Below are 25,839 nucleotides of genomic sequence, written 5' to 3'. Positions count from 1 at the left end.
GGCGTGCGGGGGCGCGGTCCGCGAGCTCGGTCACGCCGCCCCCAATCCCGTCACCGCACCGGCGATCGCCTCGGTGCGTTCCCCGTCCGGCCAGCGCAGCCACACGCCCTGCCCGGCCACCAGCGAGCCGCAGACCGCGCTGGCCGCCGGCCCGGCCGCCGGTGCCGGCGCGCCCGCCGCGTCGGCGGTGAGCATGCCGAAGCCGGGAAAGCAGGTCAGCCAGTCGCCCATCGTGGCGCCGTTCGGGCGCGGCACGCGGGCCACGTCGAGCACCGCGCCGCAGCCGCTGGCCTCGGCGAGCATGCCGAGCGTGCCGGCGATCCCGGCCATCGAGACGTCCTTGGCGGCGGCCGGCCGGGACCGCCCCACGGTGGAGAGCATCGCGCGCAGCTCCGGCGTACGGCGGCCGGTGGTCGAGTCCCACTGCCGCCCGTGGTACCCGGCTCGCCAGCCGCCGCCGGTGTCCACGGTCAGCCGTAACCGGTGTCCCGGCTCGCCTCCGCCGGCCGGCACCGGTCGCTCGGTGCGGCCCAGCGCGGTCACCGACAGGGCGGCCGGCACGCCGAGCTGGGTGTGGCCGCCGAGCAGCGGCACCCCGTACGCGGCGCAGGCCTTGCGCAGTCCACTCAGGACCCGCGCGGCGAACGAGGCGTCCCGGGCGCCGAGCGCGTCGAGCAGCCCGACCGGCGTGGCGCCCATCGCGGCGAGGTCGTTGAGGTTGACCAGCACCGCGCACCAGCCGGCCCAGACCGGGTCCCGCTCCACCATGGACGGTACGACCGCGTCGCAGGCGGCCACCAGGTCGCTGCCCGGCACCGGCGCCCCGTCGTCGCCGACGAAGCCCCGCCCGCCCGGCGCGAGACCGGACAGCAGCGGGCCGAGCGGGCCCTTGGTGGCGGCGGCGAGCGCGGCGATCCGCCCGATCGGCCACCGCATCAGCACGTGCGGGGCGCGGGCCACGGTCACCGCGCGGACCCGCCGCCAGCCCAGACGGGCGAACATGCGCTCGTTGCGGGCCTGCACGGTCGCCTCGAAGCGGAGCACTCCGGCGCTCTCGGCGCGGGCGCAGGCGGCCCGGACCAGCGCCGCACCGACGCCCATCGAGCCGCGGGCGGCCGGGTCGACGGCGAGCCGGCCGCCGGTCCACCAGCCGAGGTCGCGGCCGCCGTCGACCGGGCCGAGCCGGACGCCGCCGACAACCGTCCCCAGTGGATCGCGGGCGACCAGCACCACCGTGCGCGGGTCGTCGTCGCGGGGGTCCCGGTCGGTGCCCCGAAACAGCCCCTGCTCGTCGACGAAGACGCGGGTGCGCAGGGAGCGGTACGCGGCGAGCGTGGCCGCGTCGCCCGCCTCCTCGATCCGGAACGCGGCCGTCCGTTGTGGACGCTCGCCGAGCAGGGCCGGCACGTCGAGCATCCCGCTCACCCCCCGGCCGCCTGGAGCGCACCGCAGGCACCGCACGCGGCGCAGCCGGCCTCCTGCTCGGCGCCGGTCATCCCGGCCGCGCGCAGCAGCGCGCCGACCCGCGCGGTCACGTCGCGGACCAGCGCCACCGGCGGCGCGCTCGCCCCGTCGCGCCGGGCCAGGGTGCCGAGCATCGGCCGGAACGGCACCACGAACGGGTACACCCCGCGCGCGATCAGCCGCCCCGCGCCCGCGACGAGCTCGTCCGGGTCCTCGCCGAGCCCGACCAGCAGGTACGTGGAGACGCGGTTGCGCCCGAAGACGCGGACCGCCTCGTCCCAGGCCGCCTCGTACGCCGCCAGCGGCACCGTCGCCTTGCCCGGCATCCACCGCCGGCGTACGGCGTCGTCGAGCGACTCGACGTGGATGCCGACCGCCACCGCGCCCGCCTCGCGCAGCTCGGTGAGGGCGGAGAGGTCGGCGGGCGGCTCCAGCTGTACCTGGATCGGCAGCCCGGGAACGGCGGCGCGCACCGCCCGCACGCACCGGGCCAGGATGCGGGCGCCGCGGTCCGGCCCGGCCGTGGTGCCGGTGGTCATCACCATCTGGCGCACCCCGTCGAGCCGTACCGCCGCCTCGGCCACCTCGGCGAGCTGTGCCGGCGTCTTCGCCGCGACCGTGGCGCCGCCGCGCAGCGACTCCTCGATGGCGCAGAAGCGGCAGCGCTGCTCCTCGGCGTACCGGACGCAGGTCTGCACGACGGTGGTGGCGAGCACGTCCGCCCCGTGCAGCCGGGCGATCCGCTCGTACCGCACGCCGTCGGCCGTCTCCAGGTCGTAGAAGCGGGGCCGGCGGACCGCCACGATGGACAGTCCGGTGTCGACGGTGCCGTTGAGCAGCCGGCCGTCCCGCACCCGGTACGGGCTGGCCGGGTTGATCGGCAGCGCGGCGTTGGCGCCGTCGAGCAGCAGGTGCCCGTCGTCGCTGGGGCCGGCGCCGGCCGGGCGGCGCACCGGGGCGTCCACCCGGACACCCCGGACCGCGACGTCGACCCGCGTGGTGAGGCGGTCGTCCGGCATGGCGATCAGAACATGTACGTGGAGTTGATGATCGCGCCCTTGCGCGCGTAGTGGATGAGCGCGTCCTGCACGTCGAGCGGGTGGGTGGGGATGACCCCTTCGATGAGGTCCTCCTCCCGCGCGCCGTGCAGCGACAGCCCGAAGCGGCAGCAGTACACCTTGCCGCCCTCGGCGATGAACGTGCTCAGCGAGTTGTTGATGTTGTGCTCGCCGGGGAACGCCGAGTTGCCGGTGGTCGGGAAGCCCCGGGTGGCCAGGCAGTTGAGCGAGCCGGGGCCGTAGAAGTAGATGGCCGACTCGAAGCCCTTGCGCAGCGCGCGGGTGGCCTGCAGGATCGCGACGAAGCTCACCGACGACTCGTGCGCGATGCCGTGCACGAGCGTGAAGTACACCTCGCCGTTCTCCGCCTGGTAGTCGGGAAACACCTTGGTGCCGCCGTAGATGCTGGAGCCCTGCGGCAGCGAGGGGTGGGGGATCTCGTCGAGGCTCTGCTTCTCCAGGTCGCTCAGGTCGGTCACAGCTCTCCTCCTCATGGGTACAGACGGGCGAAGTTGTCGCGGAAAACCAGGTCGGCCAGGGCGCCGTCCCCCGCCGCGGCGCGCAGCTTGGCGTACTCCCCCGCGTGGTCGCCCCACGGCTCGTCGCTGGCGAAGAGCACCCGGTCGTGGCCGAGGCCGCGCCGCTCGATCTCGGCGGCTAGCCAGCGCGGGGCGAAGCCGATGGCCCAGGACATGTCGGTGTAGACCCGCTTGCCGGCCGCCACCCAGTCGAGGAAGCGGGCGCCGGCGAGCTTGATGTGCCCGCTCATGCCGCCGCCGAAGTGCACCAGGTGCACCGGCACGCGGTCGGCGTACCACTCGACGAGGTGGCCGACCTCGTCGACGTCGGAGGCGGCGCCGGGCGAGGTGTGCACGTGCACGACCAGGCCGTGCGCCTCGGCGGCGGCGAAGACGCGGTCGAGCGCCGGGCGGCAGGCGGGGTCGGTGGCCCGGCCGCCGAGCAGGAAGCTGAGCTTGAGCGCGCGGACGCCCGCCTCGCCGGCGAGGGCGAGCGCGGCGGCGGTACGCTCCCCGTCCTCGGGGCGCGGCGACACCCACAGTCCACATCGGATCCGCTCGTCGGCGGCGGCCGCCTCGACGCAGAGCTCGTTGAGGGAGAAGGCGAGGTCCGGGTCGGGCACCCCGTAGTTGGGCAGGACGAGGGCCCGCTCGGTGCCCTCGGCGTCGAGGTCGGCCAGGAGCTGCTTGAGCGTCGCGCGGGCGGTCACGTCGGGGTGCACCGGCGGGCCGCCGTAGAACGGGTACGCCGGCAGGGTGCCCAGGTGCCGGTGGGCGTCGCAGACCCGCTTCACGAGGCCACCCGCTCGGGCGGCGTGCCGGCGATCCAGCGCACCTCTTCGACGGCCCAGCGCAGCTCCATCGCGGCGATCCGGTCGGCGAGGTGCTCGGCGTCCCGGGCCACGCCGGAGAAGCGGCCGGAACCCCAGGTGTGCTGCCACGGCAGGCCGAGGAAGTAGAGCCCGGGGCAGGAGGTGACGCCGCGCCGGTGGGTCGGGTAGCCACGGCCGTCGAAGACCGGCACCCGCACCCACCGGTGGTCGCGGTGGAAGCCGGTGGCCCACACCACCGCCGACACACCCGCCGCCGCTAGGTCCAGTGTGGACGGGTGGTCGGACGGTGGCGCCCACACCGGCACGTACCGCGGCTCGGTCGGCGCTTCGATGCCGCACGCCAGGATGAACTCGTCGATGGTGTCCTTGATGGACTCGGCGACCGCGTCGGCGTGGTCGAGGTTGTGCCGCAGGTCGCCGGCGAAGGCGGCGCTGCCGCCGGCGATCGCGGCGAGCCGGCCGTGCAGCCGCATGCCGTCGCGGGCGAAGGCCCGCAGGTCGATGTCGCGCCCGCCGTCGCGGCCGGTGACGTAGTGGTTGACCCGGAAGCGCACCGCCTCCGCGTCGGCGAACTCGTCGATGCCCTTGTCGTAGTAGCCCATGTCGGCCAGCCAGGCCACCACGTCACGGCCCCGGTAGAAGCGGGCCACGCGGGGCGCGCCGCCGACCGCCAGGTGGACGCGGCGGCCGGCGAGGTGGAGGTCTTCGGCGATCTGGCAGCCGGACTGCCCGGTGCCGACCACGAGCACCGCGCCCTCGGGCAGCTGGGCCGGCTCCCGGTATCCGGAGGAGTGCAGCTGGGTCACGCCGGCCGGCAGCCGCTCGGCCATCCGCGGCACGGCGGGCGTGTGGTAGGGCCCGGTGGCCACCACCACCTGGTCGGCGGTGACCGTGCCGCCGCTGGTGACGAGCTCGAAGACGCCCGCCTCCGTGCGCCGCAGGCGGGTCGCCTCGACGCCCTCGCGCAGCGGCGGGTCGAACGAGGCCGCGTACTCCTCCAGGTAGCGCACGACCTCGTCGCGCCCCATGAAGCCGTCCGGATCCGGCCCCGGGTAAGGGAATCCGGGCAGCTGGCACTGCCAGTTCGGCGTGACGAGGCAGAACGAGTCCCAGCGCCGCGCCCGCCATTCGTACCCGACCCGGTGCCGCTCCAGCACCAGGTGCTCGATCCGGCGCCGGCGCAGGTGCCAGCTCATCGCCAACCCCGCCTGCCCGCCACCCACCACGACGACGCGGTGGTGGCCGCCGAGGATGTCGCTGTCCGGCATGGCACCTCCCGCGGTCCGATGCCGAACACTCCAGCCGCCGCTGGTTTCCGCGCGGTTTCATCCGGAACAAGCGGCCGTTAGATGCTCCTCACGTACACCCATGCCTCGGCGCCCGAGGAGAGCGTGGCGAGCACCCGCTCGTAGTCGTCCACTTCGTACTCGTCGGCGGCGGCGAGCTCGGCGTCGGTCACCTCGAACACCGCGCCCGCCACGCCGTCCCGCCCGTCGCCGGTCCGCACCACGATCGGGTGGCGGGCCAGGCCGCTGACGTCGAGCACGTACGGGTCGTCGATCTCGAGCACGTCCAGGCGGTACCCGGGAAGCTCGTCCTCCCGCCCGACCAGCTCGCGGCCGAAGTTGGCCAGCTGGACCTTGGGGTCGCGGAGGGTGCCGTACGAGAAGAGCAGAGGCATGTTTCCCCTTGGCTTCTGGAACTACTCTGGGTGGATGCTCAACCTACGCGACTGGAAGGCCCGCAGGGCCGAGAGGCGGGCGGCGAGGATCGCCGCCCAGGCCGACCGCGCGGCGCGGCGGGCGGCACGGGAGTCGGAGCGGATCGCCAACCAGGGCCGCGACGCGAGCGCGGCCGGCCCCTGGACCAACGGCGGCGCCGGCGCCTAGGACCCCAGGTGCGGCGCACCTGGGCAGGTCTCGCTCGACGATTCTTGGGGATCTGGCCACCTTGCGGCGCCGGCGCCCGGCGGGCCCCGGGCGGGCCCCCGCCGGTGATCGAAGCTCCTTTCAAGTCGTTCTAACGACTTCAAAGGAGCTTCGATCACCCTGCACCGCAAGGTCTTCGGAACGGTCGGGGTTCGCGTGGCACCCTCAGTGTTCAGGGTTCGAACGCGCCGCCGTTTCCGGCGGCCATCTGCCGCTGACCGCGGCGTCCGGAGTCGGGGCTCGGCGGCATCGAGTCGCGAAAGCAGATCGTGGTACCTGGGTGCCCTCAGAGGGGCACTGGAATACCACGATCTCCCCTGAGAGCCTTGATCGGCCGGCGGGTTGGGGAGCGCGGAGGGTGAGGCCGCGGGAGCAACGGTCCGGACCACGACGGGCGTCGCGGTAGCTCTCGTCTATGTCTTTCCGGTCGGCGGCGGCGCGGTGCTCTCGCGGACGACGAGGTCGGTGGTGAGCTCGACCCTGCGCTCGCGCGGTGCCTGGCCCGCGGCGAGCGCGACGAGCATCGCGGCGGCCGTCGTGCCCATCCGCTTGAGCGGCTGGCGCACGGTGGTCATCGGCGGGCCGGCCCAGCGGGTGAACGGCAGGTCGTCGAAGCCGACCACGCTGAGGTCGTCGGGGATGCGCACGCCGGCCTGCCGGGCCGCTTCGTAGACGCCGTGCGCCTGCAGGTCGTTGGTGGCGAAGAGCGCGGTAGGCGGCTCGGGCAGGCGCAGCAGGGCGGCGGTCTCGCGGGCCGCGCCCTCGACGTAGAGCGGGCCGACCCGGACCAGGTCGGCCTCGACCGGCACGCCGGCCTGGTCCATCGCGGCGCGGAAGCCGTCGAGCCGGGCGCGGCAGAACGGCCACTTGAGGTTGCCGCAGAGCATGCCGATCCGCCGGTGCCCGAGCTCCAGCAGGTGGCGGGTGGCGACGAGCGCGCCGCTGTAGTTGGCCGCGCCGACCGAGGGGGTGTCGTGCAGCGGCTCGCCGGTCGGGTCGAGCGTGACGAGCGGGATCGAGCCGGTGGCCAGCTGCGCCTGCTGGTGGGCGGTCAGGTCGGAGAGCACGGCGATCACGCCCATCGGGCGGCGGGAGAGCACCTGCTCGGTCCAGCCGGCGCCGGGCGTGAGCCGCCCCTGCATGGTGGTGAGCACGACGCCGAGCTTTTGGTCGCGGGCGACCTCTTCGACCCCCTGGATGATCTCCAGCGCCCACAGGCTGTCGAGCGCGTGGAAGACGAGCTCGATCAGCGGCGCCTGGGCGGTCGCGTCGCCGCGCTGGTAACCGTGCTCGTGCAGCACCGCCTCGACCCGCCGCCGGGTGCTCAGCGCCACGCCGGCCTGGCCGTTGAGCACGCGGGAGACGGTGGGCGCGGAGACGCCGGCCAGCCGGGCGATCGTGGCCACGGTGACCTTGCCGCGGCGACGGCCGTCGCCGACGGATGCGGGAGCGCCCGTCGCGGTCACGCTCGGCATTCTACGATGCGGACCTTGCGGCTGTCTTTCCGGAACCTGCCGGCACCGCCATCCATCTCCGCCTCCTCCAGGCTCTCGTGAACCTTCCATTTTGTCCGCCCTGGCCTCCTTATATAGATGGACATTTGCACGTTGATGTGTTCCGGTACATACTACGGAATGTTTCAGCACGGGCGGCACCGACGGTGAGCCCGTACACCGGCGCCCGCGCCCCGCCCAGGGCATCCGACGGTTCGGGAGGACCTACCCCGCATGAGACTCAGAAGCATCGTGATCGGCGCCGCGGGGCTCGCGACCGCGCTCGTGGCCGCCACCCTCACGCTCGCCCAACCCGCGTCCGCGGCGACGCTCGTCGAGGTGACCAACTTCGGCACCAACCCGAGCAACCTGCGCATGCACCTCTACGTGCCGGACCGGGTGCAGGCCCGCCCCGGCATCCTGGTGGCGGTGCACTACTGCACCGGCAGCGGACCGGCCTACTACTCCGGCACCCAGTTCGCGCAGCAGGCCGACCAGTACGGCTTCATCGTCATCTACCCGTCGGCCACCCGCAGCGGCCAGTGCTTCGACGTGTACTCACCGCAGGCGCTGCGCCGCGACGGTGGCAGCGACCCGGTCTCGATCCGGTCGATGGTCGGCTACGTGCAGCAGCGTTACAACGCCGACCCCAACCGCGTCTTCGCCGCCGGCACCTCGTCGGGCGCGATGATGACCAACGTGCTGCTCGGCCTCTACCCGGACGTGTTCAAGGGGGGCGCGGCGTTCGCCGGCGTGCCGTTCGGCTGCTTCGCCACCACCGACGGCTCCACCTGGAACAGCCAGTGCGCCAACGGCCAGATCGTGCGCACCCCGCAGCAGTGGGGCGACCTGGTCCGCAACGCGTACCCCGGCTACACCGGCGCGCGGCCGCGGATGCAGCTATGGCACGGCACGAACGACGAGACGCTGCGGTACCCCAACTTCACCGAAGAGATCAAGCAGTGGACCAACCTGCACGGCCTGAGCCAGACGCCGACCTTCACCGACACGCCCGCTTCGGGACAGACCCGCACCCGGTACGGCAGCAGCGGCGGCCAGGCTCCGGTCGAGGCGATCAGCCTCCAGGGCGTGCCGCACAACCTCCCGGTGAACGCGGCTGAGGCGATCCGCTTCTTCGGCCTCGACACGCCGACCCCGCCGACCTCGCAGCCGCCCACGTCGGGCCCGCCGACGTCCTCGCCGCCCACCTCGCAGCCGCCGACGTCGGGCCCGCCGCCCACGGGTGGCGCGTGCCGGGTCGGCTACACGGTCAACTCCTGGAACACCGGCCTGACCGCCTCCATCACCATCACGAACACGAGCAGCGGTACGGTCAACGGCTGGACGCTCGCCTTCACCCTCCCCAGTGGACAGACCATCACGTCCGGCTGGAACGCCTCGTACTCACCGAACAGTGGGGCGGTGACCGCCCGCAACGCCTCGTACAACGGCACGCTGGCGCCGAACGCGTCGACGGGTATCGGCTTCCAGGCCACCCACACGGGCAACACCGGACGCCCCACCTCGTTCACCCTCAACGGCACCGCCTGCACGCTCGCCTGACGACTCCTCGCGTACGCCGCCGCCGGTCCACGCGCCGGCGGCGGCCTGCGCTTCGGCCGGCTGCCTCGGGTCGGCCTCGCGCCCGGGGGTGGCGGCTCGCGCGGCGGGGCCGTTGTAGGGCGCGTAGATGTAGCGGGCCAGCATGGCGCGGAGCAGGTTGAGGTCGTCGTAGGTCAGCTCGGGATAGCCGTGCTTGACCAGCACCGCGCGCACGTCGGTCACGAGGTCGAGCGTGAGCCGGTGGTCCCCCGTGTGCCCGGGTACCGGGTAGTTGTTCATTCACCAACGGTCGGTGCCAGGCCGGTGGTGGCGTCGCACGAGGTGTCCGCATCTGCGCTGGGCGCTCCCGGCAGGGGCCGGGGTGAGACCGCGGACATCGCGGTGGCTCGAAGTCTCTTTCCGGGTTGGATCCGCTCGACACCGCCGAGCCGGCGCGGCCCGCCCGGTGGCCGGGGCCCCACGGCATGGCCGGTGCGTGGACCGGCCAGCCGAGGGACCTCGGGTCGCCCCGACGGCGTCCTGCCCGCGGGTCAGGTCGCGATGCCGGCGTACTTGGTGTTCAGGTACTCCTCGATGCCCTCCGGCCCGCCCTCGCGGCCCATGCCGGACCACTTCACGCCGCCGAACGGCGCGGCCGGGTTGGAGACCAGCCCCTTGTTGAGACCGACCATGCCGCTCTCCAGCCCTTCGACGACGCGCAGGCAGCGGTTGAGGTCGCGGGCGAAGGCGTAGGCGACGAGGCCGTACTCGGTGTCGTTGGCCAGCCGCAGCGCCTCCTCGTCGGTGCGGAACGGGTAGACCGGCGCGACCGGCCCGAAGATCTCCTCGCGGTGCATCGCCGCGTCGGTGGAGACCCCGGTGAGGACGGTCGGCGTGAAGAAGTAGCCGTCCCGCTCCGGCGCGCCGCCGCCGGTGAGCACGTCGGCGCCGCGCCCCACGGCCTCGTCGACGAGCTCGGCCACCTTGCCGCGCTGCTTCTCGTCGATCAGCGGGCCGACCTTGACGCCGGCCTCGGTGCCGCGGCCGAGCGGCATGGCGGCGAGCGCGGCCGCGAGCCGCTGGGCGAACTCCTCGGCGACCGACTCGTGCGCGTAGAACCGGTTGGCCGCCACGCAGGACTCGCCCATGTTGCGCATCTTGGCGATGACTGCCTGCTCGACGGCGAGCTCCAGGTCGGCGTCCGCGAAGACCAGGAACGGCGCGTTGCCGCCCAGCTCCATCGAGAGCCGCAGCAGGTTGCCGGCGGACTGCTCGACCAGCGCCTTGCCCACCTCGGTCGAGCCGGTGAACGACAGCTTGCGCAGCCGTCGGTCCCCGATGATCGGCTTGACCACCCGGCTGGCCGAGGAGGAGGTGATCACGTTGACCACGCCGGCGGGGAGGCCGGCCTCGGCCAGCAGGCTGACCATCAGGTTGTTGGAGAGCGGGGTGAGCTGGGCGGGTTTGACCACCATCGTGCAGCCGGCCGCGATGGCCGGGCCGATCTTGCGGGCGCCCATGGCGAGGGGGAAGTTCCACGGGGTGATCAGCAGGCAGGGGCCGACCGGCTGCTTCATGGTGAGCAGGCGGCCGGCGCCGTTCGGCTCGTCGGACCAGCGGCCACTGACCCGCACCGCCTCCTCGGCGAACCACCGGAAGAACTCCGCCGCGTACTTCACCTCGGCCGCGGCCTCCGCGATCGGCTTGCCCATCTCCAGGGTGACGAGGAGGGCGAGCTCGTCCACCCGTTCGTTCATCAGCTCGAAGCAGCGGCGCAGGATCTCGCCGCGCTGCCGCGGCGGCGTGGCGGCCCACGAGGCCTGGGCCCCGGCGGCGGCGTCCAGCGCGGCCACCGCGTCGTCCGCGGTGGCGTCGGCCACCCGGGCGAGGGGCCGCGTGGTCGCGGGGTCGACCACGTCGACCCACTCGCCGCCCGAGGCCTCCCGCCATTCACCCCCGATGAAAAGCCCATCGGGTACGGAAGCGACGAGTTCCTTCTCGTCGACGCTCATCGCACGCCTCCCTCCACTGTGGACGGTGTCCACTCGACGTTCGCGCTGGTCCGCCCGGCGGGGACCGCGTCGCTCATGAGGTCGAGTCTGCCGTAAAAGGCCGACTGTTAACAGATACTGAACACATCACACATCCGCGGGCCCCCCGGTCGGGGCGCGCAGCCAGCGGCGGAAGTCCTCGGCCAGGATCGCCGGGTCCGCCAGCAGGTAGTCGGTCCGGATCTGCTCGGTGCCCACGAAGACGCGCACGAGCAGCGGGCCGGCCGCCTCCCGTGCCCAGTCGAGCGCGGCGGTGAGCTCCTCGCCGGTACGCACCTCGCGGGCACCCGCCCAGCCGCAGGCCAGCGCCATCGCGACGAGGTCGGCGCCGGCGGCCGCGGTGGGCTGGCCGCCGGTGGCGAGGTACACGCCGTTGTCGAGCAGCAGGACGACCAGGTTGTCCGGTTTCAGGTGGCCGGCCGTGCTCAGCACGCTCAGCCCCATCAGCAGCGAACCGTCCCCCTCGACGGCGACCACCCGGCCGCCCCGCGTCCCGCGCAGCCCCAGGGCCAGCCCGAGCGCCACGCCGACGGTCTGGCCCATCGCGTCGAGGTTGACCAGGTGGTTGGGGCGGCGGCCGGCGACGGCGACCATCTCGCGGGCGGTGCCGCCGAGCGTGAGGACCACCGGGTCCGCCGGGAACGCCGCGTCGATCCGCCGCAACACGCCGGCGCGGGTGAGGGTCACGATCAGCCGCCCATGAGGTTGACGAGGGTGAACACCGGCCGGTGGGTGGTCCGCGAGTAGGTCCAGGCCCGCTTGATCTCGGGCGCCCACGCCTCCACCGGGGTACGCGCGTCGAGCTGGAACCAGCGCACGCCGGCCGCGTCGAGGATCGCCTCCACCCGCTCGCTGACCGTGTGGATCATCGAGTTGTACTCCCCCAGCCCGCCCCGGCGCGCGACCACGCCGTAGAGCGGCACGTGGTACGCCTGGGGCAGGGTGAGCAGCACGGTCAGCAGGTTGCCCACGCCGTTGTCCTGGAAAACCATGACCGGCCGGCGGCCGGCGAGCTCGAGCCCGCAGGTGACCGCGACGCCCTCCTCCTCGCGCGGCATCGCGAAGACCGTCCGCCCCGCACGGGCGCCCGGCCCGGCGAGGAAGTGGGCGAGGACGGCGCCGAGCGTGCTGCTGGCCAGGTGCAGGACGAAGTCGGGGTCGATGCTCTCGATCCCCTCGATCACCGCCCGGCTGCGCGCCGTGTGGATGGCGGCGAGCCGCTCCGCCTCGTCAGCCACCCGCGCCCACGTCCTCGATGCCGAGCACGTCGAACGTCGTCGCGCCGGCCCGCAGCCGGGCGAAGGCGGCCGCCTCCTTGTCCCGCCGGGCCTCGGCGGCGTCGAGGACCGCACCGACCCGGGCGGCCGGTACGACCACGACGCCGTCGTCGTCGGCGAGCACGTAGTCGCCGGGCGAGACCAGTACGCCGCCGGCCACCACCGGCTCGTTGACCGACTGGGCGGTCCTCTTCACGGTGCCGTGCACGCAGACGCCGGCGGACCAGACCGGGAAGCCCATCCGGCGCAGGGCCGCGGTGTCCCGGCAGCCGCCGTCGACCACCAGGCCGGCGACGCCTTTGTGCTGGGCCGCGACCGCGAGGATCTCGCCCCAGTAGCCGGCCAGGTGCCCGCCGGCGGCGACCACGAGCACGTCGCCCGGGCCGGCGGCGAGCAGCGCGCGGTGGATCGCCAGGTTGTCGCCGGGATGGCAGTGCGCGGTGACCGCCCGGCCGGCGACGGTGGCGCCGCTCTGGATCGGCCGGATCCCCGGGTCGAGGTCGCCGGTGCGGCCGGCGGCCTCGTGGACGGTCGCCGCGTCGAGGTCGGCCAGGCGGGCGACCGGGTCGCGCGGGGCGGGCGCTGCCATCCACTCCTCCAAGATCTTGAGTTACCTGACGGAACATAACCCAGGATCCGGCCCGCGGCAGAGAGTGGCGTCGCCCACGCCGCGGCCGGCCGGGTCGCGGACCACGGAGGGCGAGCCCGCGGGAAAGCACCCCGCGCGACGGTCCGGACCACCGCGGGCGCCGCGCGGGGGCCCCGCGCGACGGTCCAGACAATGCCGCTCACGTAATTCGATCAAGGTCGTGAGCTGGGCACGCCCGGGAGTGTCAGGCCGCCGCCCGGCCCGCCCCACCGGGCGGCGGTTGAGATCGTGGTACGAATCCGCCCTCGGGCGGGCGGATTCGTACCACGATCTGCTGGGACGGTCCGCTGTTGAGCCGTGAGCTCCGGTTCGAGGTCCGTACACCCCTTGATCCCTGGCTTTGGCTGATCTCGCGGCGCCGATCATGGCAAAGGTGGTCGGCTCGGGCGAGGCCGGTGATCGTTGGCCCGAGGTCGGGGTCATACGGTGCGCAAGCGCCCGATCGAGGAGGCGAGCGTCCCGGTCGTGCATGGTGCACGGTTGCCTGGCCCTGATCAAATTGGGTGAGTGGCATTGGGTCCGGACCACCGCGGACGTCGTGTCTTGAATGGACCTTCAGGGCGCGACGGCGACCACGGCCCGGTGGTGGCGCGGTGTCTCGACCTCGTCGACCAGCGCGACCGCGAGGTCCGCGTAGGAGAGCGTGCCCATCGACAGCACGCCGGTGCCGCCGGTCCGGTAGCGGCCGGTGCGGGCGGCGTCCGCGTCCAGCGGGGTGGGCGGCGGCACGAGCAGCACCCAGTCCAGCGCCGGCCCGGCGGCGCGGAGCACCTCGACCTGGGCGGCGTGGCCGAGCGAGAACGGCCGGTATTCGGCGGGGTAGTCGGGCGCGTCGTGCACCGCCACGCCGGGCGCGGTCTCCAGGGTGCTGCCGATGCCGATCACGACCAGGCGGCCGACGCCGGCCCGCGCCAGTCCGCCGACCAGCGCCCGCGCGGCGGCCGGGAAGAAGTCCGCCGCCGGTACGTCCAGCCGGGCCGCCGCGTGCACGGCCGCGTCGTGGCCGGCGGCGAGGGTGGCCACGTCGTCCGCCGACGTGACGTCGCCGGCGACCGCGGCGAGGTCGGGGTACCGGCCGGGGTCCCGCACGACCGCGGTGACCTCGTGCCCCCGCGCGGCCGCCTCGGCGGCGACCCGCCGGCCGGCCCGCCCACCCGCGCCGAAGACGATGACCTTGCTCATGGACCGCGCTCCCATCCCCGGGGGCCGGCGCCTGCTGGCCGGCCTTCGCCGCGGACGGTAGCGGGCGAGACCGTGGTTACCGCAACGATAGTTACGTACGGTGGGCGGGATGAGGGAGCCACTCGACGCGGACATGTTCACCGGCTGCACCACGACCGCCCCGCTGATCCAGATCGGTGACAAGTGGACCGCGAAGATCATCGCGTGCCTGCGCGGCGGGCCGCGCCGCTTCTCCGAGCTTCAGGTGCCGCTGCGCGGGGTGACGCCCAAGGTCCTCAGCGAGTCGCTGCGCGCGATGCGCCGCGACGGCCTGGTCACCCGCACCGCGTACGACGAGATCCCGCTCCGGGTCGAGTACGCGCTCACCCCGCTCGGCCGCTCGCTGCTGGAGCCGATGGCGGCCTGCTGCGCGTGGAGCGAGGCGCACCTGCCGGCGGTGCGGGCGGCCCGGGACGCTTCCGGGGCTAGCGGGCGTTGATCAGGCCGCGCACGTAGGCGGCCTGCCCGACGTGCTGGTCGTCGTCGTTGAGCACGCTGACCAGCCGCACGCCGAGCGTCACCGGCGGGTCCCACCGCTCGTCGACGACCCGGTCGAGGTCTTTGGCGCTCAGCCCGCGCAGGAAGTCGGCGGTGCGGGCGGCGACCGCGTCGAAGTACCCGATCAGCGCCTCGCCGCTCTCCGGCCGGACCCGGTCGACCTGGGCCGGGCTGTGCCCGTACCCGGTGTCGCCGGACGCCGGGTCGAGCCCGAAGCGGCTCGCCCACCCGTCGCGGACCCACACCTGCTCCTCGCCGACGAGCTCGGCGACGTGGTCGTCCTGGATCCGGGTGAGGTGCCAGACCAGCCAACCCACCGAGTTGGCCCCCGGTGCGGGCACCCAGTGCAGCTCCTCCGGGGTCAGCCCCTCGACGGCGGATCGGACCAGGTCGGGGAGGCGGTCGAACGCCTCGGCGAGTACCTCTCTCGCGTCCACGCCCCCACCCTAGCCGACCGGTGTGCCGGGCGTGCCCGACTCGCGACACCGTCCACAGTGGTACCGCGGCGCCCTTGAACGGGGTGGCATGGACCGTGCCGGCCTTCCGCCGCGTACCGGACCGGACTCCGTCGAGCTCGTGATCGCCGAGACCGGCGGCCCGGGCCTTCGCGGCGAGCTCGGCGTCGGCCTGGCCATCGCCTCGGTGGCGGCGCCGGCCTGATCACGGCGGTGACGCTGGTGTTCGGCCAGTTCTCGTGGGCGCCGGTGCCCGGCACGGCGGGTGGCGCCTTCACGGTCGCAGCCGCCGTGCTGGGCTCGCAGGTGCTCGGGCGTACCCCTGGTGGTGGAGACCGTCCAGCCGGACCTCTACGACCCGGAGGCCGCCGACGAGGGGCGGGCGGCACTGGCCGCGTTGGCCGCGCCGCGCCGCGAGCGCTGGCACTGAACGCAGCGTGAGGCGTGGCGGCCGGCGCGCAAGGGGCATTTTGGCCATAGTGGACAGTAGCCCGAACGGGCCGTGCTGCCCCGGCTACAGTGCGCGTTCCCCCTCCCAGCCGGCCGCCGAGCTTGGTAGTCTGCCGCTCTCACGGCTGGGATCCAGGGAGGTCTTCCAGTGACTGACAGTGGGATGAGAGGTCGTGTGAAAGGACTACTCGGCGGGCCTACGCCCTTCGTCAACGACACCCTGGAGCCGATGGACGTGTCCCCCAACGATGCCAACGCCCAGCACCACGCCCTTCAGGTGCTCACGCTCGCCCAGCGCACGGGCGAGGAGCACATCGCCAGCGCCCGGCGGGAGTCGGACCGGATCATCGCCGAGGCCCGTGCCCAGGCCGAGCAGGTGATGCGCGACGCCCAGTCGCACGCCCAGGTGTTGCAGAAGGACGCCGAGAAGGCGCTCGCCGACGCGCACAGCTCGGCCGCCCAGATCACCGAGGCGGCGCAGGCCCACTCCGACGCCGCGCAGCGCAGCGCCGAAGACATCCTCAACGACGCCCGGGCCCGCGCCGACGAGCTGGTCAAGGCCGCGCAGGCCAACGCCGACGAGCTCAAGCACCAGGCCCACCAGCGGTACGAGGACGTGGTCGGGAGCCTCGCCAACAAGCGCGAGTCGCTGCAGCGGCAGATCGAGGCGCTGGAGCACTTCGACCACGACTACCGGGCCCGGCTCACCTCGTTCATGCAGCACCAGCTCCGCTCGCTCTGGGTGGACGAGCCACGGGTCGACCCCAACGCGATCGACGGGTTCGAGGAGTTCGACGAGGCGGAGGAGGAGCAGCCGCGGGCGGCGCTCGAAGAGGCCACCATGGCGGTGCCGGCGCAGGGCGGCAAGACCGATCTCTCATAACGATCATCACGCTCGTAACAATCCGCCACGCCGCCGTAACATTTGAAGATCATCGGCGGTAACACCCTCGCCATTCACTCCACACGGTCGCGCGATCCGGACGGTCGCGCGCGTCGCGAGGAAGGAATGGCATGGCTGCTCCCACGCCGCCCACCGACGCCGAACTCGACACCTACATCAAGATTCGTTATGCCCTGATCGGCATCGACCTCTCCACCCTGCCCGAGGAGGACCCCGCCGCCCCCATGGACCAGGCGCGGGTCATGGCGAACGCGCGCAGCACCGTCCGCCAGGAGGTGCAGTACTCCGACTACGTGCCCGACCAGCAGGCGCACGCCGCCGTGCTCTATCCCGCCCCGTTCGCCGTGTGGACGGGAGAGTACAAGCCGTGACCGTCGACCTCCCCCAGGATTCCGCTGGTTCGCCCGCTCCGCCCGCCTCGGCCCCGGGCGCCGGCTCGGTTCGGGCCGGTCGCCCCGCACCCAGCTCCGAATCGAGCCAACCCCAGGACCTTGCGGTCGACCGCCGCTGGTTCCTGTCCCGCATGGCGGCCGTCTGGGCCGCGGCCGGTGCCGGCGTCGCCGTCGGCGGCACCGTGCTCGCCTCCCCGGCGATGGCCACGGGCGGCGGCTCCGGCGGCGGCCCGAGCTGGGCCGGCGCGTACGCCAGGACGATCCGCCGCGCCGCCCTCGAAGACCCCACCGAGCTGACCGTCAGCGAGGCGGCCGCCGCGTTCCGCCGCGGCAAGCTGCGCCCGGTCGACCTCATGGAGGCGTACCTCGACCGCCTCGGCAGGTACGAGGAGATCTACAAGGCGTTCCTGTGGCGCCCCACCAACGCCCAGCTGCTCGCCGCCGCGCGGCGGGTGCGGATCGACTCGCGCTCCACGCCGCTGGCCGGCATCGTCACGGCGGAGAAGGACAACTACTACACCAAGGGCATCCCGACCACCGCGATGTCGCCGGTGTACGCGGGCTTCGTGCCCGAGTACGACTCGACCGTCCACGCGCGGATGAAGGCGGCCGGGGCCATCATGATGGGCAAGGCGGCGATGGGGCCGCTCGCCTCCGGCCGGGCCCGGCTCCCCGACGGCACCGCCACCACCGTGAACGCGTGGACGCCGGACGACATCCGCTACAGCCCGAGCGGCTCCAGCGGCGGTACCGCCACCGCGGTCGCCGGGCGACTGTCCACATCGGGCACCGGTACCCAGACCGGCGGCTCGATCACCAGCCCGTCGCAGGCGCAAAACCTCACCGGCCTCAAGCCGACCTTCGGCCGCGCCTCGCTGTACGGCATCGTGCCGCTCACGTTCACCCGGGACCACCCCGGCCCGCTCGCCCGGGACGCGATGGACGCGGCCATCATGCTCCAGTCGTTCGCCGGGCCGGACCGCAACGACCCGCGTACGCTGGGCATGCCGCCGGTGCCCAACCTGGTCAAGGCGGCCAGCGTGTACACGCACGGCGGCAAGCCGAAGGTCCGCTGGGCCACCACCGTCGGCTACCCGCCGGACTTCCTCACCGGCGCCAACGCCGAGATCCTCCCCATGCGACAGTCCCTTTTGGACGCGCTGGCGAAGGTGGGGTGCCGGGTGAAGGAGATCCCGTACCCGGCCGACTGGGACCTGCTCTCCGGCCTGTCCAGCACCGCCGGCGAGGCGACCAACATGTTCCTGCCGTTCCTGCGCAAGGACGTGAGCCTCTTCTCCGACCGGCTGCCCGGCTTCCTCAACGGGATGTTCCGCAGCTCGGACAACTACATGAAGATGCTCCAGGCCCGCTACCAGTTCCTGCGGCTGGTGCTGGACCAGATCTTCGACAAGTGCGACGTGTTCCTCACCGGTACCGTCTTCGACGGCATCGGGCTGCCGCTGATCGCGTTCCCGTACGGCATGGGCGTGGACACCACCACGGGCCTGCCGGTGCCGCGCGGCACGACGCTGGGCGCGCCGCCGTTCGGTGAGGAGCGGCTGCTCGCCGTCGTCGCGGCCTACCAGGCGGTGACCGACCACCACCTGCGCCGTCCCCCGGACCCGACGCCGCCGGCCGCCGCGGGCGCGCGCGCCTTCTCCGCCCCGTACAAGGTCCCGTCCGACTACGACGCGACCGACGAGACCTGACCGCCCTCCCCCACGTCGCGCCGCTGACCCGCCACGATCGGGTCGGCGGCGTGGCCGGGCCGCTCCCGCCGGCCGCTCAGGGGATCAGGCCGTCGGCCGCCAGGGCGCGCCACAGCCGCTCGGGCACCGGCTGGTCGAGCAGTGCCACGCTGCCGGCCACCTCGTCCGGCGTCCGGGCGCCGACCACCACGGTCCGCACCGCCGGGTGCCGAAACGGGAAGCGCAGCGCCGCGGCGAGCACCGGCACGCCGTACCGGGCGCAGGCCGCCCGGATCGCCTCGGCCCGACCGCGCAGCGCCGCCGGGAGGTCGCCGGCGACCGCGGGATCGGCCAGCGCGCCACCCTGGAACACCCCGGCCGCCATCACCGCCACGCCCCGCCGCTGGCACAGCGGCAGCAGGTCGGCGAGGCCGGACTGGTCGAGCAGCGTGTACCGCCCGGCCAGCAGCACGCAGTCCGGCCCCGGCGCGGGCGCCTCGCGGATGAACCGGGCGGCCACGTCGGCGTGGTTGACGCCGAGCGACACCGCCCCGATCCGCCCGGCGGCGCGCAGGTCGGCCAGCGCCCGGTACGCGTCGGCGAGCGCCACCGGGTAGTCCTGCTCCGGGTCGTGCACGTGCAGCACGTCGACCCGCTCCAGGCCGAGCCGGTCGAGGCTGTCGGCGAGCGAGCGCAGCACCGCCGGGTAGCGGTAGTCGAGCCGCGGCCCCACGCCGGGCGGCGGGTCGGCCCAGATCGGCTGGGTGTCCGGCCCGCCCGGCTCGATCAGCCGGCCCACCTTGGTACACAGCGCGTACGCCCCGCGCGGCCGCCGCCCCAGCGCCCGCCCGGCGTACGTCTCCGAGCGGCCGTACCCGTACACCGGTGCGGTGTCGAAGAGCCGGACGCCCACCTCCCACGCCCGGTCGACGGTGGCGATCGCCTGCTCCTCGGGCACCGGCGCGAACATCCCGCCGAGCGAGGCCAGCCCCAGCCCGAGCCGGCTGACCGTCACGCCGGTGCGGCCCAGCGGGACGAGATCGCCGGCGCGCATCTCCACGACGCCGGAGGCTAGCCGCCGCACGCCCCGCGGCGCCACCGACTTCCCGCCCCCGCGGCGCCACCGACTTCCCGCCCTGCCGCGCGGAGCGTTTAGGGTGGCTTTGTGGGGGGCGACGGCTACCGGGTCGGCATCGACTTCGGCACCTCGAACACCGCCGCCGTCCTCGCCTTCCCCGACGGCCGCGTACGCCCGCTGATCTTCGACGGCTCGCCCCTGCTGCCGTCCGCCGTCTTCGCCGAGCCGCTTCCCGCCGAGCCGTCCGCCGTCTCCGCCGACCCGTCCCCCGCCGAGTTCCTCGCCGCCGACCCGTCCCCCTCCGGGGTCGCGCCGGCGGCCGGTGGGCTGCTGGTCGGGCGGGACGCCACGCACGCGGCCCGGACCCGGCCGGACTGCTTCGAGCCGCACCCCAAGCGCTGCGTCGACGACGGCACCGTCCTGCTGGGCGGCCGGTCGGTGCCGGTACCCGAGCTCATCCGCGCGGTGCTGCGGAGGGTGGCCGGGGAGGCGGCGCGGGTGGCCGGCGCACCGGTGTCCCGGGCGGTCCTCACCTGCCCGGTCGGGTGGGGTACCGCCCGCCGGGAGGTGCTGCTGCGCGCCGCGCGGGCGGAGTTCGCCGAGGTGACGCTGGTGACCGAGCCGGTCGCCGCGGCCACCTACTTCGTCGCGGTGGCCGGCGGGCGGGTCCCGGTCGGCGCCAGCGTGATGGTGTACGACCTCGGCGCCGGCACCTTCGACGCCTCCGTGGTACGGCGCACCGCCGGCGGGTTCGAGGTCCTCGCCGCCGAAGGGCTGCCCGACGTCGGCGGGCTCGACATCGACGCGGCCGTCTTCGCCTCGCTCGGCCGCACGTACGGCGAGCGCGACCCGGCGGCGTGGGCCCGGCTCGCCGCCCCGGCCGACCGCGCCGACCAGCGGGCCGCGCGGGCGCTCTGGGACGACGTGCGCCACGGCAAGGAGATGCTGTCGCGGGCGCCGCGCACCACCGTTCACGTGCCGCTCTTCGACGACGACGCGCCGCTGGGCCGCGAGGAGGTCGAGGAGCTGGCCGCCCCGATCCTGGAGCGCACCGTCGCGCTGAGCGGCCGGGTGCTCGCGGCCGCCGGCGTCGCCGCGGCAGGCCTGACCGGGCTGTTCCTGGTCGGCGGGTCGAGCCGGATGCCGCTGGTCGGCCGGCTGCTGCACCGCCACCTCGGCGTCGCCCCGACCGTCGTCGAGCAGCCCGAGCTCGTCGTGGCCGAGGGCAGCCTGCACGCCCGCCCGATCGCCGCGCCACCCGGCGAGGCGGCCCCGCCCGGTCCGGACTGGCCGGGCGAGCCACCGCCGCCGCCGGAGCCGGTGGAGCCGCGACGGCGGCTGTCACCGCGCGTGCTCGCCGCGGTCGGGCTCGCCGTCGCGCTGCTGGCCACCACCGCCGCGGTCCTGCTCCACCAGTGGCGCGAACCCCCGGCCGCCGACCTCGCCCGGCTGCCGCCGGCGTTCGGCGACGACTGCCGCCGCGGCGCGGCGTCCGACCTGCCCGGCGCCACCGCGGCGCTGCACTGCCCGGGACCGACCGGCGACGCGGTGGTCGGCCTCTTCGCCGACCGCGCGGCCGTCGACACCGCCTACGACCAGGCGGTACGCGAGAGCGGCGGGACACCCGGCGAGGGCGACTGCGGCACGGACGGACGCGGGGAGCACCGCTACCCCGACACCGGCCCGGCGCGCGGCCGCGTGCTCTGCTACCAGGAGGCCGGGACGGCCACGTTCCTGTGGACCGACGACGAGACCGCCACCCTCTCCCGTGCCGTGTCGTCCACAGAGGACGTACCGGGGCTGCGCGAGGCGTGGCGGGCGTGGACCGGCTCGCCGGACTTCCCCACCGCCGAGGAGGGGGAGCTGGCCGCGCTGGTGTCCCTCCAGGGGTGCCGGCGGGCCGGGGTCGCCGACCTGGACGACTTCGCGGGCGCGGTGGCCGCCGTCACCTGCCAGCCGAACGCTCCGGGGGCGACCGAGGTCAGCTACTTCCGCTTCCCCTCGCTGGAGGCCCTGCGGGGTGCGATGGACGCCCGGGTCGCGGTGACCGGCGCCGGGCCGGGCGTCGACTGCGCCGACGGCAAGGCGCCCGGGTTCAGTGGCACCCGCCGCTTCGACCTGCGCAGCGCGGACCTCGGCGTGCTGTCCTGCCACCCGGGTCCGCGCAGCACGCTGGTGATGGAGTGGAGCGTCGAGGCGCTGCTCGTGGCCGGCCGGGCCGTGGGGACCGACGCGGCCGCGCTCGCCGGCTGGTGGCGAGGCAGCTTCGGCCCGCCGGTCGCGCGCATCGTCGAGGCGGTCAACGCCGCGTCGACACCGCCGTTCCCCTCCGCCGAGGAGCGGGCGCTGCTCGGCCACATCCCGGAGCGCACCCGGGTCAACTGCCTTCGCCCCTCGGCCGAGCAGCGACGGGTCAACGTCGGGGCGGCCCCGGTCGTCGCGGCCGTCGTGTGTGGACCGACCAGCGGCGCGCGGATCGTCTTCTACTACCGGTTCGCCGACGTGGCGTCGATGCGGCGCAGCTACGGCAGCGGAGACGACGGCGGGAAGGACTGCACGAGGCTGCCGGACGGCTTCAACGGCGAGTCGCGGTACAGCCGCGGCGGCGCGACCGGGCGGCTCCGGTGTGGACAGTCCGAGAACGGCAACCGGTACCTGGAGTGGACCACCGACCAGCTGGCGGTCCAGGCGTTCGCGTTCCAGGGCGGCGATCCGTTCGCCATGATCGACTGGTGGCGGCACGACGCGGGACCGGTCCTCACACCCCGCTGACCCACCGCTCAGCCTCGCCGGTCTGGCGCCCGGCCGCCGGCCGGCATCAGCCGAGGACGGAACCGCCGGTGCTCGCCGTGCCCACGCCCGACGTGCTGCCCCGCGCGGTGCCCACGACGTTGCCGTTGAAGATGGCGCGCACGTCGACGTCGCCCTTGCCGTGCTCGATGACGACGCCCCACTCGTGCCGCAGGCCGTCGGAGGGGACGTCGACCGAGAGCCGCCACGGCAGCTTCCGCACACCCACCTTTGTGGACTCGCCGTCGAGCGTGTAGGTGAGCGACGTGATCCGGGCCGTGCCGGTCGCGGTGAAGACGAGGATGTGCGGCTGCCGGGCCGCCGGCGTCGAGGGGGGCGCCGGGGCACTCGGCGACGCCGCGGGCGTGCTGGCGGGGGCCTTGGCCGTCGCGGGCGGCTCGGCGGAACCGCCGGCGCAGCCGGTGGCCAGCAGCACCACCGCCACGGCCGCTGGGACAAGTCGTGCTATAGGCGGCATGCGCCGTACTCTATCCACCCGCCGCAAGCGCCGAGTGGCGGGTTTTAGGCTGGGCGGGTGGGTGGCGCGGTCGACAAGGCGTTCGAGGTGATGGAGGCGCTGGTCGAGCAGAGCCGGCTGGCCGACATCGCGGCGGCCACCGGCCTGCCGAAGGCCACCGTCCACCGCATCCTGCGGGTGATGGTCGACCGCGGGCTGGCCCGCCCGACCGGCGACGGCGGGTACGTCAGCGGGCCGCGGATGCTCGCCCTCGCCGGCCGCGTGATGCACCGCCTCGACCTGCCGGCCCAGGTCCGTCCGCACCTGGAGGAGCTCCACCGGCGCACCGGCCGCACCGTCCACCTCGCGCTGCTCTCCGGCGACGAGGCCGTGTACGTGGCCAAAGTGGAGGGTGACAAGCCGTACCGGCTCGCCTCCCGGGTCGGCATGAGCCTGCACCTGCACAGCACGTCGATCGGCAAGGCGATCCTGGCCGCGCTGGGCGACGGTGAGGTGGCGGGCGTCGCCGAGCGGACCGGGCTGCCGCGCCGGACGCCGCGCACGATCACCGACGTGGACGGCCTGCTCGCGGAGGTGGCCGCGACGCGGGTGCGGGGCTGGGCCGAGGACCACGAGGAGAACGAAGCCGGGGTCTGCGCGGCCGGCGCGGCGGTCTACGACCACACCGGGCACGTGGTGGGCGGGGTGAGCGCGGCGACCCTCGTCCTCGAGGCCGGCCCGGACCAGGTCGGACCCGAGGTCGTCATGACGGCTCGGCAAATATCGAAGGCTCTCGGTTTACCTCGGGACTTCGACGGTCAATAATGTGATGTAGGTCTCTGTTGAAACACCGTTCCATGTGACGGAACGGGAGGCGACGCCCCCGACGCGAGTTGAGGAGCGCATCACGATGACTGACACCACCGCACCGGAGCTGCGCCGGGTGGTGACCGGCTCGCTGGTCGGCACCGCCCTCGAGTGGTACGACTTCTTCATCTACGGCACCGCCGCCGCGCTCGTCTTCGACGAGTTGTTCTTCCCCGAGGCCGAGCCGGCCGTGGGCACCCTGATCGCGTTCGCCACGTTCGGTGTGGCGTTCCTGTTCCGGCCGGTCGGCGGCTTCTTCTTCGGCCAGCTCGGCGACCGCATCGGGCGGCGCTCCACACTGATCATCACCACGCTCGTCATGGGCGTCGGCACCGGGCTGATCGGGCTCCTGCCCACGTACGCGTCGATCGGCGTGTGGGCCCCCATCCTGCTCGTGCTGCTGCGCATCTGCCAGGGGCTGGGCGCCGGCGCCGAGTTCGGCGGCGCGTCGACGCTGCTCGCCGAGCACGCGCCCGAGCACCGGCGGGGCTACTACGCCTCGTTCGCGCAGACCGGCGTGCAGATCGGCCTGGTGCTCGGCACGGTCGCGTTCCTGCTGGTCGGGCTGCTGCCGGACGCGTCGCTGGAGGCCTGGGGCTGGCGGATCCCGTTCCTGGTCAGCTTCCTGATGATCTTCGTGACCCTGTACGTGCGGCTGCGGGTGACCGAGTCCCCGGTCTTCCGCGCGATGGAGCGCGACCGCACGGTCGTGCGCACGCCGGTCACCGAGGCGGTCAAGCGCTACCCGCGCAGCTTCCTGGTCGGCATCGGCGCGCACATCTGCGACACCGCGATCGTCTACATCTTCGCCAGCTGGACCGTCTCGTACGTGACGGACGAGCTCGACCAGCCCCGGTGGGTGCCGCTGACCGGCGTGATCCTCATGGGGATCGTGGTGATCACCGCCCAGCCGCTCTACGGCGCGCTCTCCGACCGCATCGGGCGCAAGCCGTTGAACTTGTTCAGCGTGGTCTTCTCGGCCGCGTTCGCGTTCCCGTACTTCCTGCTGCTCAACACCGAGGTGCCGGCGCTGATCTGGCTGGCGCTCGTGGTCGCCGGCGGGGTCGGGTTCGCCCCGATGATCGCGGTGCAGCCGGCGTTCTACGCGGAGCTGTTCGGCGCCGGCGTGCGGTACACCGGGTTCGCCGCCTCCCGCGAGATCGGCGCCGCCATCTCCGGCTTCTCCCCGCTCGTCGCCGCGTTCCTGCTCCGCGAGGGCGGCGGCGAGCCGTGGCTGGTCGCCGCCTGGATCATCCTGACCGCGGTGGTGTCGCTGGTCGCGTTCCTCGCCGCCCGCGAGGCCCGCACGATGGACATCCGCGTGGTACACGCGAGCCAGGACGAACTTGTGGGTACCCCCAAGTTGGACGACGTCGACCTGCCGGCGTCGAAGGCCGCGCCGTGACCCGCCCGCTCGCCAAGGCGGTGGCCGTGGTCACCGGCGGCGGCACCGGCATCGGGCGGGCGGTCACCCTGGCCCTCGCCCGGGCCGGCGCCCGCGCCGTCGTCGTCACCTACCGCCGCTCGGCCGCCGAGGCGGAGGCGACCGCCGCACAGGTGCGGTCACTCGGCTGCGAGGCAATGGTGGAGGCCGCCGACGTGGCCGACGACGCGCAGGTGCGGCGGATGGCCGAACGGGTTGTGGAAAACTTCGGCGAACTTGACGTGCTCGTCAACAACGCCGGCACCACCCGCGCGGTGGACCACGCCGACCTCGACGGGCTCACCGACGAGATCTGGCACGAGGTCCTCGACACCAACCTGCTCGGCGCGTTCCACTGCGCCCGCGCCTTCGCGCCGGCCCTGCGGGCCAGCCGCGGTGCGATCGTCAACGTCGCGTCCATCTCCGGCTACCGGGCCGGCGGCTCCTCCATCGCGTACGGCGTGAGCAAGGCGGCCCTGCTCCAGCTCACCCGCAACCTGGCGGTGGCCCTCGCCCCGGAGGTCCGGGTGAACGCGGTCGCCCCCGGCACCGTGGCCGCCACCCGCTGGCAGCCCGGCCTGCACGGCGAGGAGGGGTTCGCCCGGCGGGCGGCCGCGGAACGGGAGGTCGTGCCGCTACGCCGCACCGCCGAGCCGGAGCACGTCGCGCAGGCGGTGGTCGGCCTGCTCGGCATGGACCTCGTCACCGGCGAGGCGCTGATCCTCGACGGCGGCAAGCACGTGCTGTACTGACCGGCCCGTCACCCTAACTTCGCCCGGGCGTCAACATGCCGGGAGGTGCGG

General features: G+C 74.1%; 26 protein-coding genes. 11 read left to right on the top strand and 15 right to left on the bottom strand.

Translation table 11 applies throughout. The annotated features are described in order from the left end of the window. Nucleotides 1-30: 30 nt before the first annotated feature. The 6 genes from RB614_RS27020 to RB614_RS26995 all read right to left on the bottom strand — a co-directional run bounded on the left by RB614_RS27020 (nt 31) and on the right by RB614_RS26995 (nt 5,554). Nucleotides 31-1,416, bottom strand: coding sequence for an MSMEG_0567/sll0787 family protein (locus RB614_RS27020; RefSeq protein WP_308715449.1), 1,386 nt, complete (start codon nt 1,414-1,416; stop codon nt 31-33). 5 nt (nt 1,417-1,421) lie between these two features. Further along, nucleotides 1,422-2,483 carry an MSMEG_0568 family radical SAM protein gene (locus RB614_RS27015; protein WP_308715448.1) on the bottom strand — a complete coding sequence of 354 codons (1,062 nt, stop codon included), beginning with the start codon at nt 2,481-2,483 and terminating at the stop codon, nt 1,422-1,424. 5 nt (nt 2,484-2,488) lie between these two features. Next, complete coding sequence (locus RB614_RS27010) at nt 2,489-3,001, bottom strand: MSMEG_0572/Sll0783 family nitrogen starvation response protein (RefSeq protein WP_308715447.1); 513 nt, start codon at nt 2,999-3,001, stop codon at nt 2,489-2,491. Between the two features lie 11 nt (nt 3,002-3,012). Beyond that, entirely contained in the window at nt 3,013-3,834 is an 822-nt protein-coding gene (locus RB614_RS27005; protein WP_308715446.1) for an amidohydrolase family protein, read from the bottom strand. After that, a complete protein-coding gene (locus tag RB614_RS27000) occupies nt 3,831-5,141 on the bottom strand; it encodes an MSMEG_0569 family flavin-dependent oxidoreductase (protein WP_308715445.1) in 1,311 nt (436 codons plus the stop codon). The genes RB614_RS27005 and RB614_RS27000 overlap by 4 nt, the downstream gene beginning before the upstream one ends. A gap of 77 nt (nt 5,142-5,218) precedes the next feature. Next, a complete protein-coding gene (locus tag RB614_RS26995; protein WP_308715444.1) occupies nt 5,219-5,554 on the bottom strand; it encodes a gamma-glutamylcyclotransferase family protein in 336 nt (111 codons plus the stop codon). A 34-nt stretch (nt 5,555-5,588) separates the two neighbouring features. Here RB614_RS26995 and RB614_RS26990 point away from each other — a divergent pair, with 34 nt between their 5' ends. After that, nucleotides 5,589-5,762 carry a hypothetical protein gene (locus RB614_RS26990; RefSeq protein WP_308715443.1) on the top strand — a complete coding sequence of 58 codons (174 nt, stop codon included), beginning with the start codon at nt 5,589-5,591 and terminating at the stop codon, nt 5,760-5,762. Between the two features lie 452 nt (nt 5,763-6,214). Here the strand turns inward: RB614_RS26990 and RB614_RS26985 are convergent, their stop codons facing one another. Then, on the bottom strand, nt 6,215-7,267 hold the full coding sequence (locus RB614_RS26985; protein ID WP_308715442.1) for a LacI family DNA-binding transcriptional regulator: 1,053 nt from the start codon (nt 7,265-7,267) through the stop codon (nt 6,215-6,217). Between the two features lie 261 nt (nt 7,268-7,528). On the opposite strand from RB614_RS26985, the gene RB614_RS26980 reads away from it, so the two are divergent. Next, nucleotides 7,529-8,857 (top strand): extracellular catalytic domain type 1 short-chain-length polyhydroxyalkanoate depolymerase, encoded by a 1,329-nt coding sequence (locus tag RB614_RS26980; RefSeq protein WP_308715441.1) that lies wholly within the window; start codon nt 7,529-7,531, stop codon nt 8,855-8,857. Nucleotides 8,858-9,387: 530 nt separating this feature from the next. On the opposite strand, the gene RB614_RS26975 is transcribed toward RB614_RS26980, so the two are convergent. The 5 genes from RB614_RS26975 to RB614_RS26955 form a co-directional block, all read right to left on the bottom strand. Next, nucleotides 9,388-10,848 carry an NAD-dependent succinate-semialdehyde dehydrogenase gene (locus RB614_RS26975; protein ID WP_308715440.1) on the bottom strand — a complete coding sequence of 487 codons (1,461 nt, stop codon included), beginning with the start codon at nt 10,846-10,848 and terminating at the stop codon, nt 9,388-9,390. Nucleotides 10,849-10,974: 126 nt separating this feature from the next. After that, nucleotides 10,975-11,574 carry a thiamine pyrophosphate-dependent enzyme gene (locus RB614_RS26970; protein ID WP_308715439.1) on the bottom strand — a complete coding sequence of 200 codons (600 nt, stop codon included), beginning with the start codon at nt 11,572-11,574 and terminating at the stop codon, nt 10,975-10,977. A 2-nt stretch (nt 11,575-11,576) separates the two neighbouring features. Then, nucleotides 11,577-12,125 (bottom strand): hypothetical protein, encoded by a 549-nt coding sequence (locus RB614_RS26965; RefSeq protein WP_308715438.1) that lies wholly within the window; start codon nt 12,123-12,125, stop codon nt 11,577-11,579. Then, on the bottom strand, nt 12,118-12,753 hold the full coding sequence (locus tag RB614_RS26960) for a 4-carboxy-4-hydroxy-2-oxoadipate aldolase/oxaloacetate decarboxylase (RefSeq protein ID WP_308715437.1): 636 nt from the start codon (nt 12,751-12,753) through the stop codon (nt 12,118-12,120). The genes RB614_RS26965 and RB614_RS26960 overlap by 8 nt, the downstream gene beginning before the upstream one ends. 615 nt (nt 12,754-13,368) lie before the next feature. After that, nucleotides 13,369-13,995 carry an NAD(P)-dependent oxidoreductase gene (locus RB614_RS26955; RefSeq protein ID WP_308715436.1) on the bottom strand — a complete coding sequence of 209 codons (627 nt, stop codon included), beginning with the start codon at nt 13,993-13,995 and terminating at the stop codon, nt 13,369-13,371. A 109-nt stretch (nt 13,996-14,104) separates the two neighbouring features. Between RB614_RS26955 and RB614_RS26950 the strand changes: the two genes are divergently transcribed. After that, nucleotides 14,105-14,473, top strand: a complete 369-nt coding sequence (locus RB614_RS26950; RefSeq protein ID WP_308715435.1) for a winged helix-turn-helix transcriptional regulator — start codon at nt 14,105-14,107, stop codon at nt 14,471-14,473. On the opposite strand, the gene RB614_RS26945 is transcribed toward RB614_RS26950, so the two are convergent. Further along, the gene (locus RB614_RS26945) at nt 14,460-14,969 is read right to left on the bottom strand and encodes a mycothiol transferase (RefSeq protein ID WP_308715434.1); all 510 of its coding nucleotides are present in this window, start codon (nt 14,967-14,969) and stop codon (nt 14,460-14,462) included. The genes RB614_RS26950 and RB614_RS26945 overlap by 14 nt on opposite strands. A 31-nt stretch (nt 14,970-15,000) precedes the next feature. On the opposite strand from RB614_RS26945, the gene RB614_RS26940 reads away from it, so the two are divergent. From RB614_RS26940 to RB614_RS26925, 4 genes are all read left to right on the top strand, one after another. Then, a complete protein-coding gene (locus tag RB614_RS26940; protein ID WP_308715433.1) occupies nt 15,001-15,192 on the top strand; it encodes a hypothetical protein in 192 nt (63 codons plus the stop codon). A gap of 420 nt (nt 15,193-15,612) precedes the next feature. Continuing rightward, nucleotides 15,613-16,320, top strand: a complete 708-nt coding sequence (locus RB614_RS26935; protein ID WP_308715432.1) for a DivIVA domain-containing protein — start codon at nt 15,613-15,615, stop codon at nt 16,318-16,320. 131 nt (nt 16,321-16,451) lie between these two features. After that, nucleotides 16,452-16,712: a hypothetical protein gene (locus tag RB614_RS26930; protein WP_308715431.1), complete on the top strand. Its 261-nt coding sequence runs from the start codon at nt 16,452-16,454 to the stop codon at nt 16,710-16,712. 152 nt (nt 16,713-16,864) lie between these two features. Further along, on the top strand, nt 16,865-18,442 hold the full coding sequence (locus tag RB614_RS26925) for an amidase (RefSeq protein WP_308715430.1): 1,578 nt from the start codon (nt 16,865-16,867) through the stop codon (nt 18,440-18,442). 76 nt (nt 18,443-18,518) lie between these two features. Here RB614_RS26925 and RB614_RS26920 read toward each other — a convergent pair whose 3' ends face one another. Beyond that, the gene (locus tag RB614_RS26920; protein ID WP_308715512.1) at nt 18,519-19,475 is read right to left on the bottom strand and encodes an aldo/keto reductase; all 957 of its coding nucleotides are present in this window, start codon (nt 19,473-19,475) and stop codon (nt 18,519-18,521) included. Nucleotides 19,476-19,586: 111 nt separating this feature from the next. Here RB614_RS26920 and RB614_RS26915 point away from each other — a divergent pair, with 111 nt between their 5' ends. Continuing rightward, nucleotides 19,587-22,271, top strand: coding sequence for an Hsp70 family protein (locus tag RB614_RS26915; protein ID WP_308715429.1), 2,685 nt, complete (start codon nt 19,587-19,589; stop codon nt 22,269-22,271). Nucleotides 22,272-22,317: 46 nt separating this feature from the next. Here the strand turns inward: RB614_RS26915 and RB614_RS26910 are convergent, their stop codons facing one another. Further along, nucleotides 22,318-22,767 carry a hypothetical protein gene (locus RB614_RS26910; protein ID WP_308715428.1) on the bottom strand — a complete coding sequence of 150 codons (450 nt, stop codon included), beginning with the start codon at nt 22,765-22,767 and terminating at the stop codon, nt 22,318-22,320. Nucleotides 22,768-22,824: 57 nt separating this feature from the next. Between RB614_RS26910 and RB614_RS26905 the strand changes: the two genes are divergently transcribed. The 3 genes from RB614_RS26905 to RB614_RS26895 all read left to right on the top strand — a co-directional run bounded on the left by RB614_RS26905 (nt 22,825) and on the right by RB614_RS26895 (nt 25,788). Continuing rightward, the gene (locus RB614_RS26905; protein WP_308715427.1) at nt 22,825-23,571 is read left to right on the top strand and encodes an IclR family transcriptional regulator; all 747 of its coding nucleotides are present in this window, start codon (nt 22,825-22,827) and stop codon (nt 23,569-23,571) included. An 85-nt stretch (nt 23,572-23,656) separates the two neighbouring features. Next, on the top strand, nt 23,657-25,018 hold the full coding sequence (locus RB614_RS26900; RefSeq protein WP_308715426.1) for an MFS transporter: 1,362 nt from the start codon (nt 23,657-23,659) through the stop codon (nt 25,016-25,018). Then, nucleotides 25,015-25,788, top strand: a complete 774-nt coding sequence (locus tag RB614_RS26895) for an SDR family NAD(P)-dependent oxidoreductase (RefSeq protein ID WP_308715425.1) — start codon at nt 25,015-25,017, stop codon at nt 25,786-25,788. The genes RB614_RS26900 and RB614_RS26895 overlap by 4 nt, the downstream gene beginning before the upstream one ends. Nucleotides 25,789-25,839: the final 51 nt, after the last annotated feature.

Origin of the sequence: Phytohabitans maris (genome assembly GCF_031085175.1) — a bacterium.
GTDB lineage: Bacteria > Actinomycetota > Actinomycetes > Mycobacteriales > Micromonosporaceae > Phytohabitans > Phytohabitans maris.
The sequence above is the reverse complement of the archived record's forward strand: the minus strand, read 5'-3'. Positions and strand labels throughout refer to the sequence as shown.

Bases quoted from the DNA above. Each gene is read 5' to 3' on its own strand.
- RB614_RS26955 (WP_308715436.1), bottom strand. From the start codon at position 13,995: ATGAGCAAGGTCATCGTCTTCGGCGCGGGTGGGCGGGCCGGCCGGCGG.
- RB614_RS26950 (WP_308715435.1), top strand. From the start codon at position 14,105: ATGAGGGAGCCACTCGACGCGGACATGTTCACCGGCTGCACCACGACC.
- RB614_RS26980 (WP_308715441.1), top strand. From the start codon at position 7,529: ATGAGACTCAGAAGCATCGTGATCGGCGCCGCGGGGCTCGCGACCGCG.
- RB614_RS26960 (WP_308715437.1), bottom strand. From the start codon at position 12,753: ATGGCAGCGCCCGCCCCGCGCGACCCGGTCGCCCGCCTGGCCGACCTC.
- RB614_RS26975 (WP_308715440.1), bottom strand. From the start codon at position 10,848: ATGAGCGTCGACGAGAAGGAACTCGTCGCTTCCGTACCCGATGGGCTT.
- RB614_RS26920 (WP_308715512.1), bottom strand. From the start codon at position 19,475: ATGCGCGCCGGCGATCTCGTCCCGCTGGGCCGCACCGGCGTGACGGTC.
- RB614_RS26900 (WP_308715426.1), top strand. From the start codon at position 23,657: ATGACTGACACCACCGCACCGGAGCTGCGCCGGGTGGTGACCGGCTCG.
- RB614_RS26995 (WP_308715444.1), bottom strand. From the start codon at position 5,554: ATGCCTCTGCTCTTCTCGTACGGCACCCTCCGCGACCCCAAGGTCCAG.
- RB614_RS27020 (WP_308715449.1), bottom strand. From the start codon at position 1,416: ATGCTCGACGTGCCGGCCCTGCTCGGCGAGCGTCCACAACGGACGGCC.
- RB614_RS27015 (WP_308715448.1), bottom strand. From the start codon at position 2,483: ATGCCGGACGACCGCCTCACCACGCGGGTCGACGTCGCGGTCCGGGGT.
- RB614_RS26990 (WP_308715443.1), top strand. From the start codon at position 5,589: ATGCTCAACCTACGCGACTGGAAGGCCCGCAGGGCCGAGAGGCGGGCG.
- RB614_RS26925 (WP_308715430.1), top strand. From the start codon at position 16,865: ATGGCGGCCGTCTGGGCCGCGGCCGGTGCCGGCGTCGCCGTCGGCGGC.
- RB614_RS27000 (WP_308715445.1), bottom strand. From the start codon at position 5,141: ATGCCGGACAGCGACATCCTCGGCGGCCACCACCGCGTCGTCGTGGTG.
- RB614_RS26910 (WP_308715428.1), bottom strand. From the start codon at position 22,767: ATGCCGCCTATAGCACGACTTGTCCCAGCGGCCGTGGCGGTGGTGCTG.
- RB614_RS26930 (WP_308715431.1), top strand. From the start codon at position 16,452: ATGGCTGCTCCCACGCCGCCCACCGACGCCGAACTCGACACCTACATC.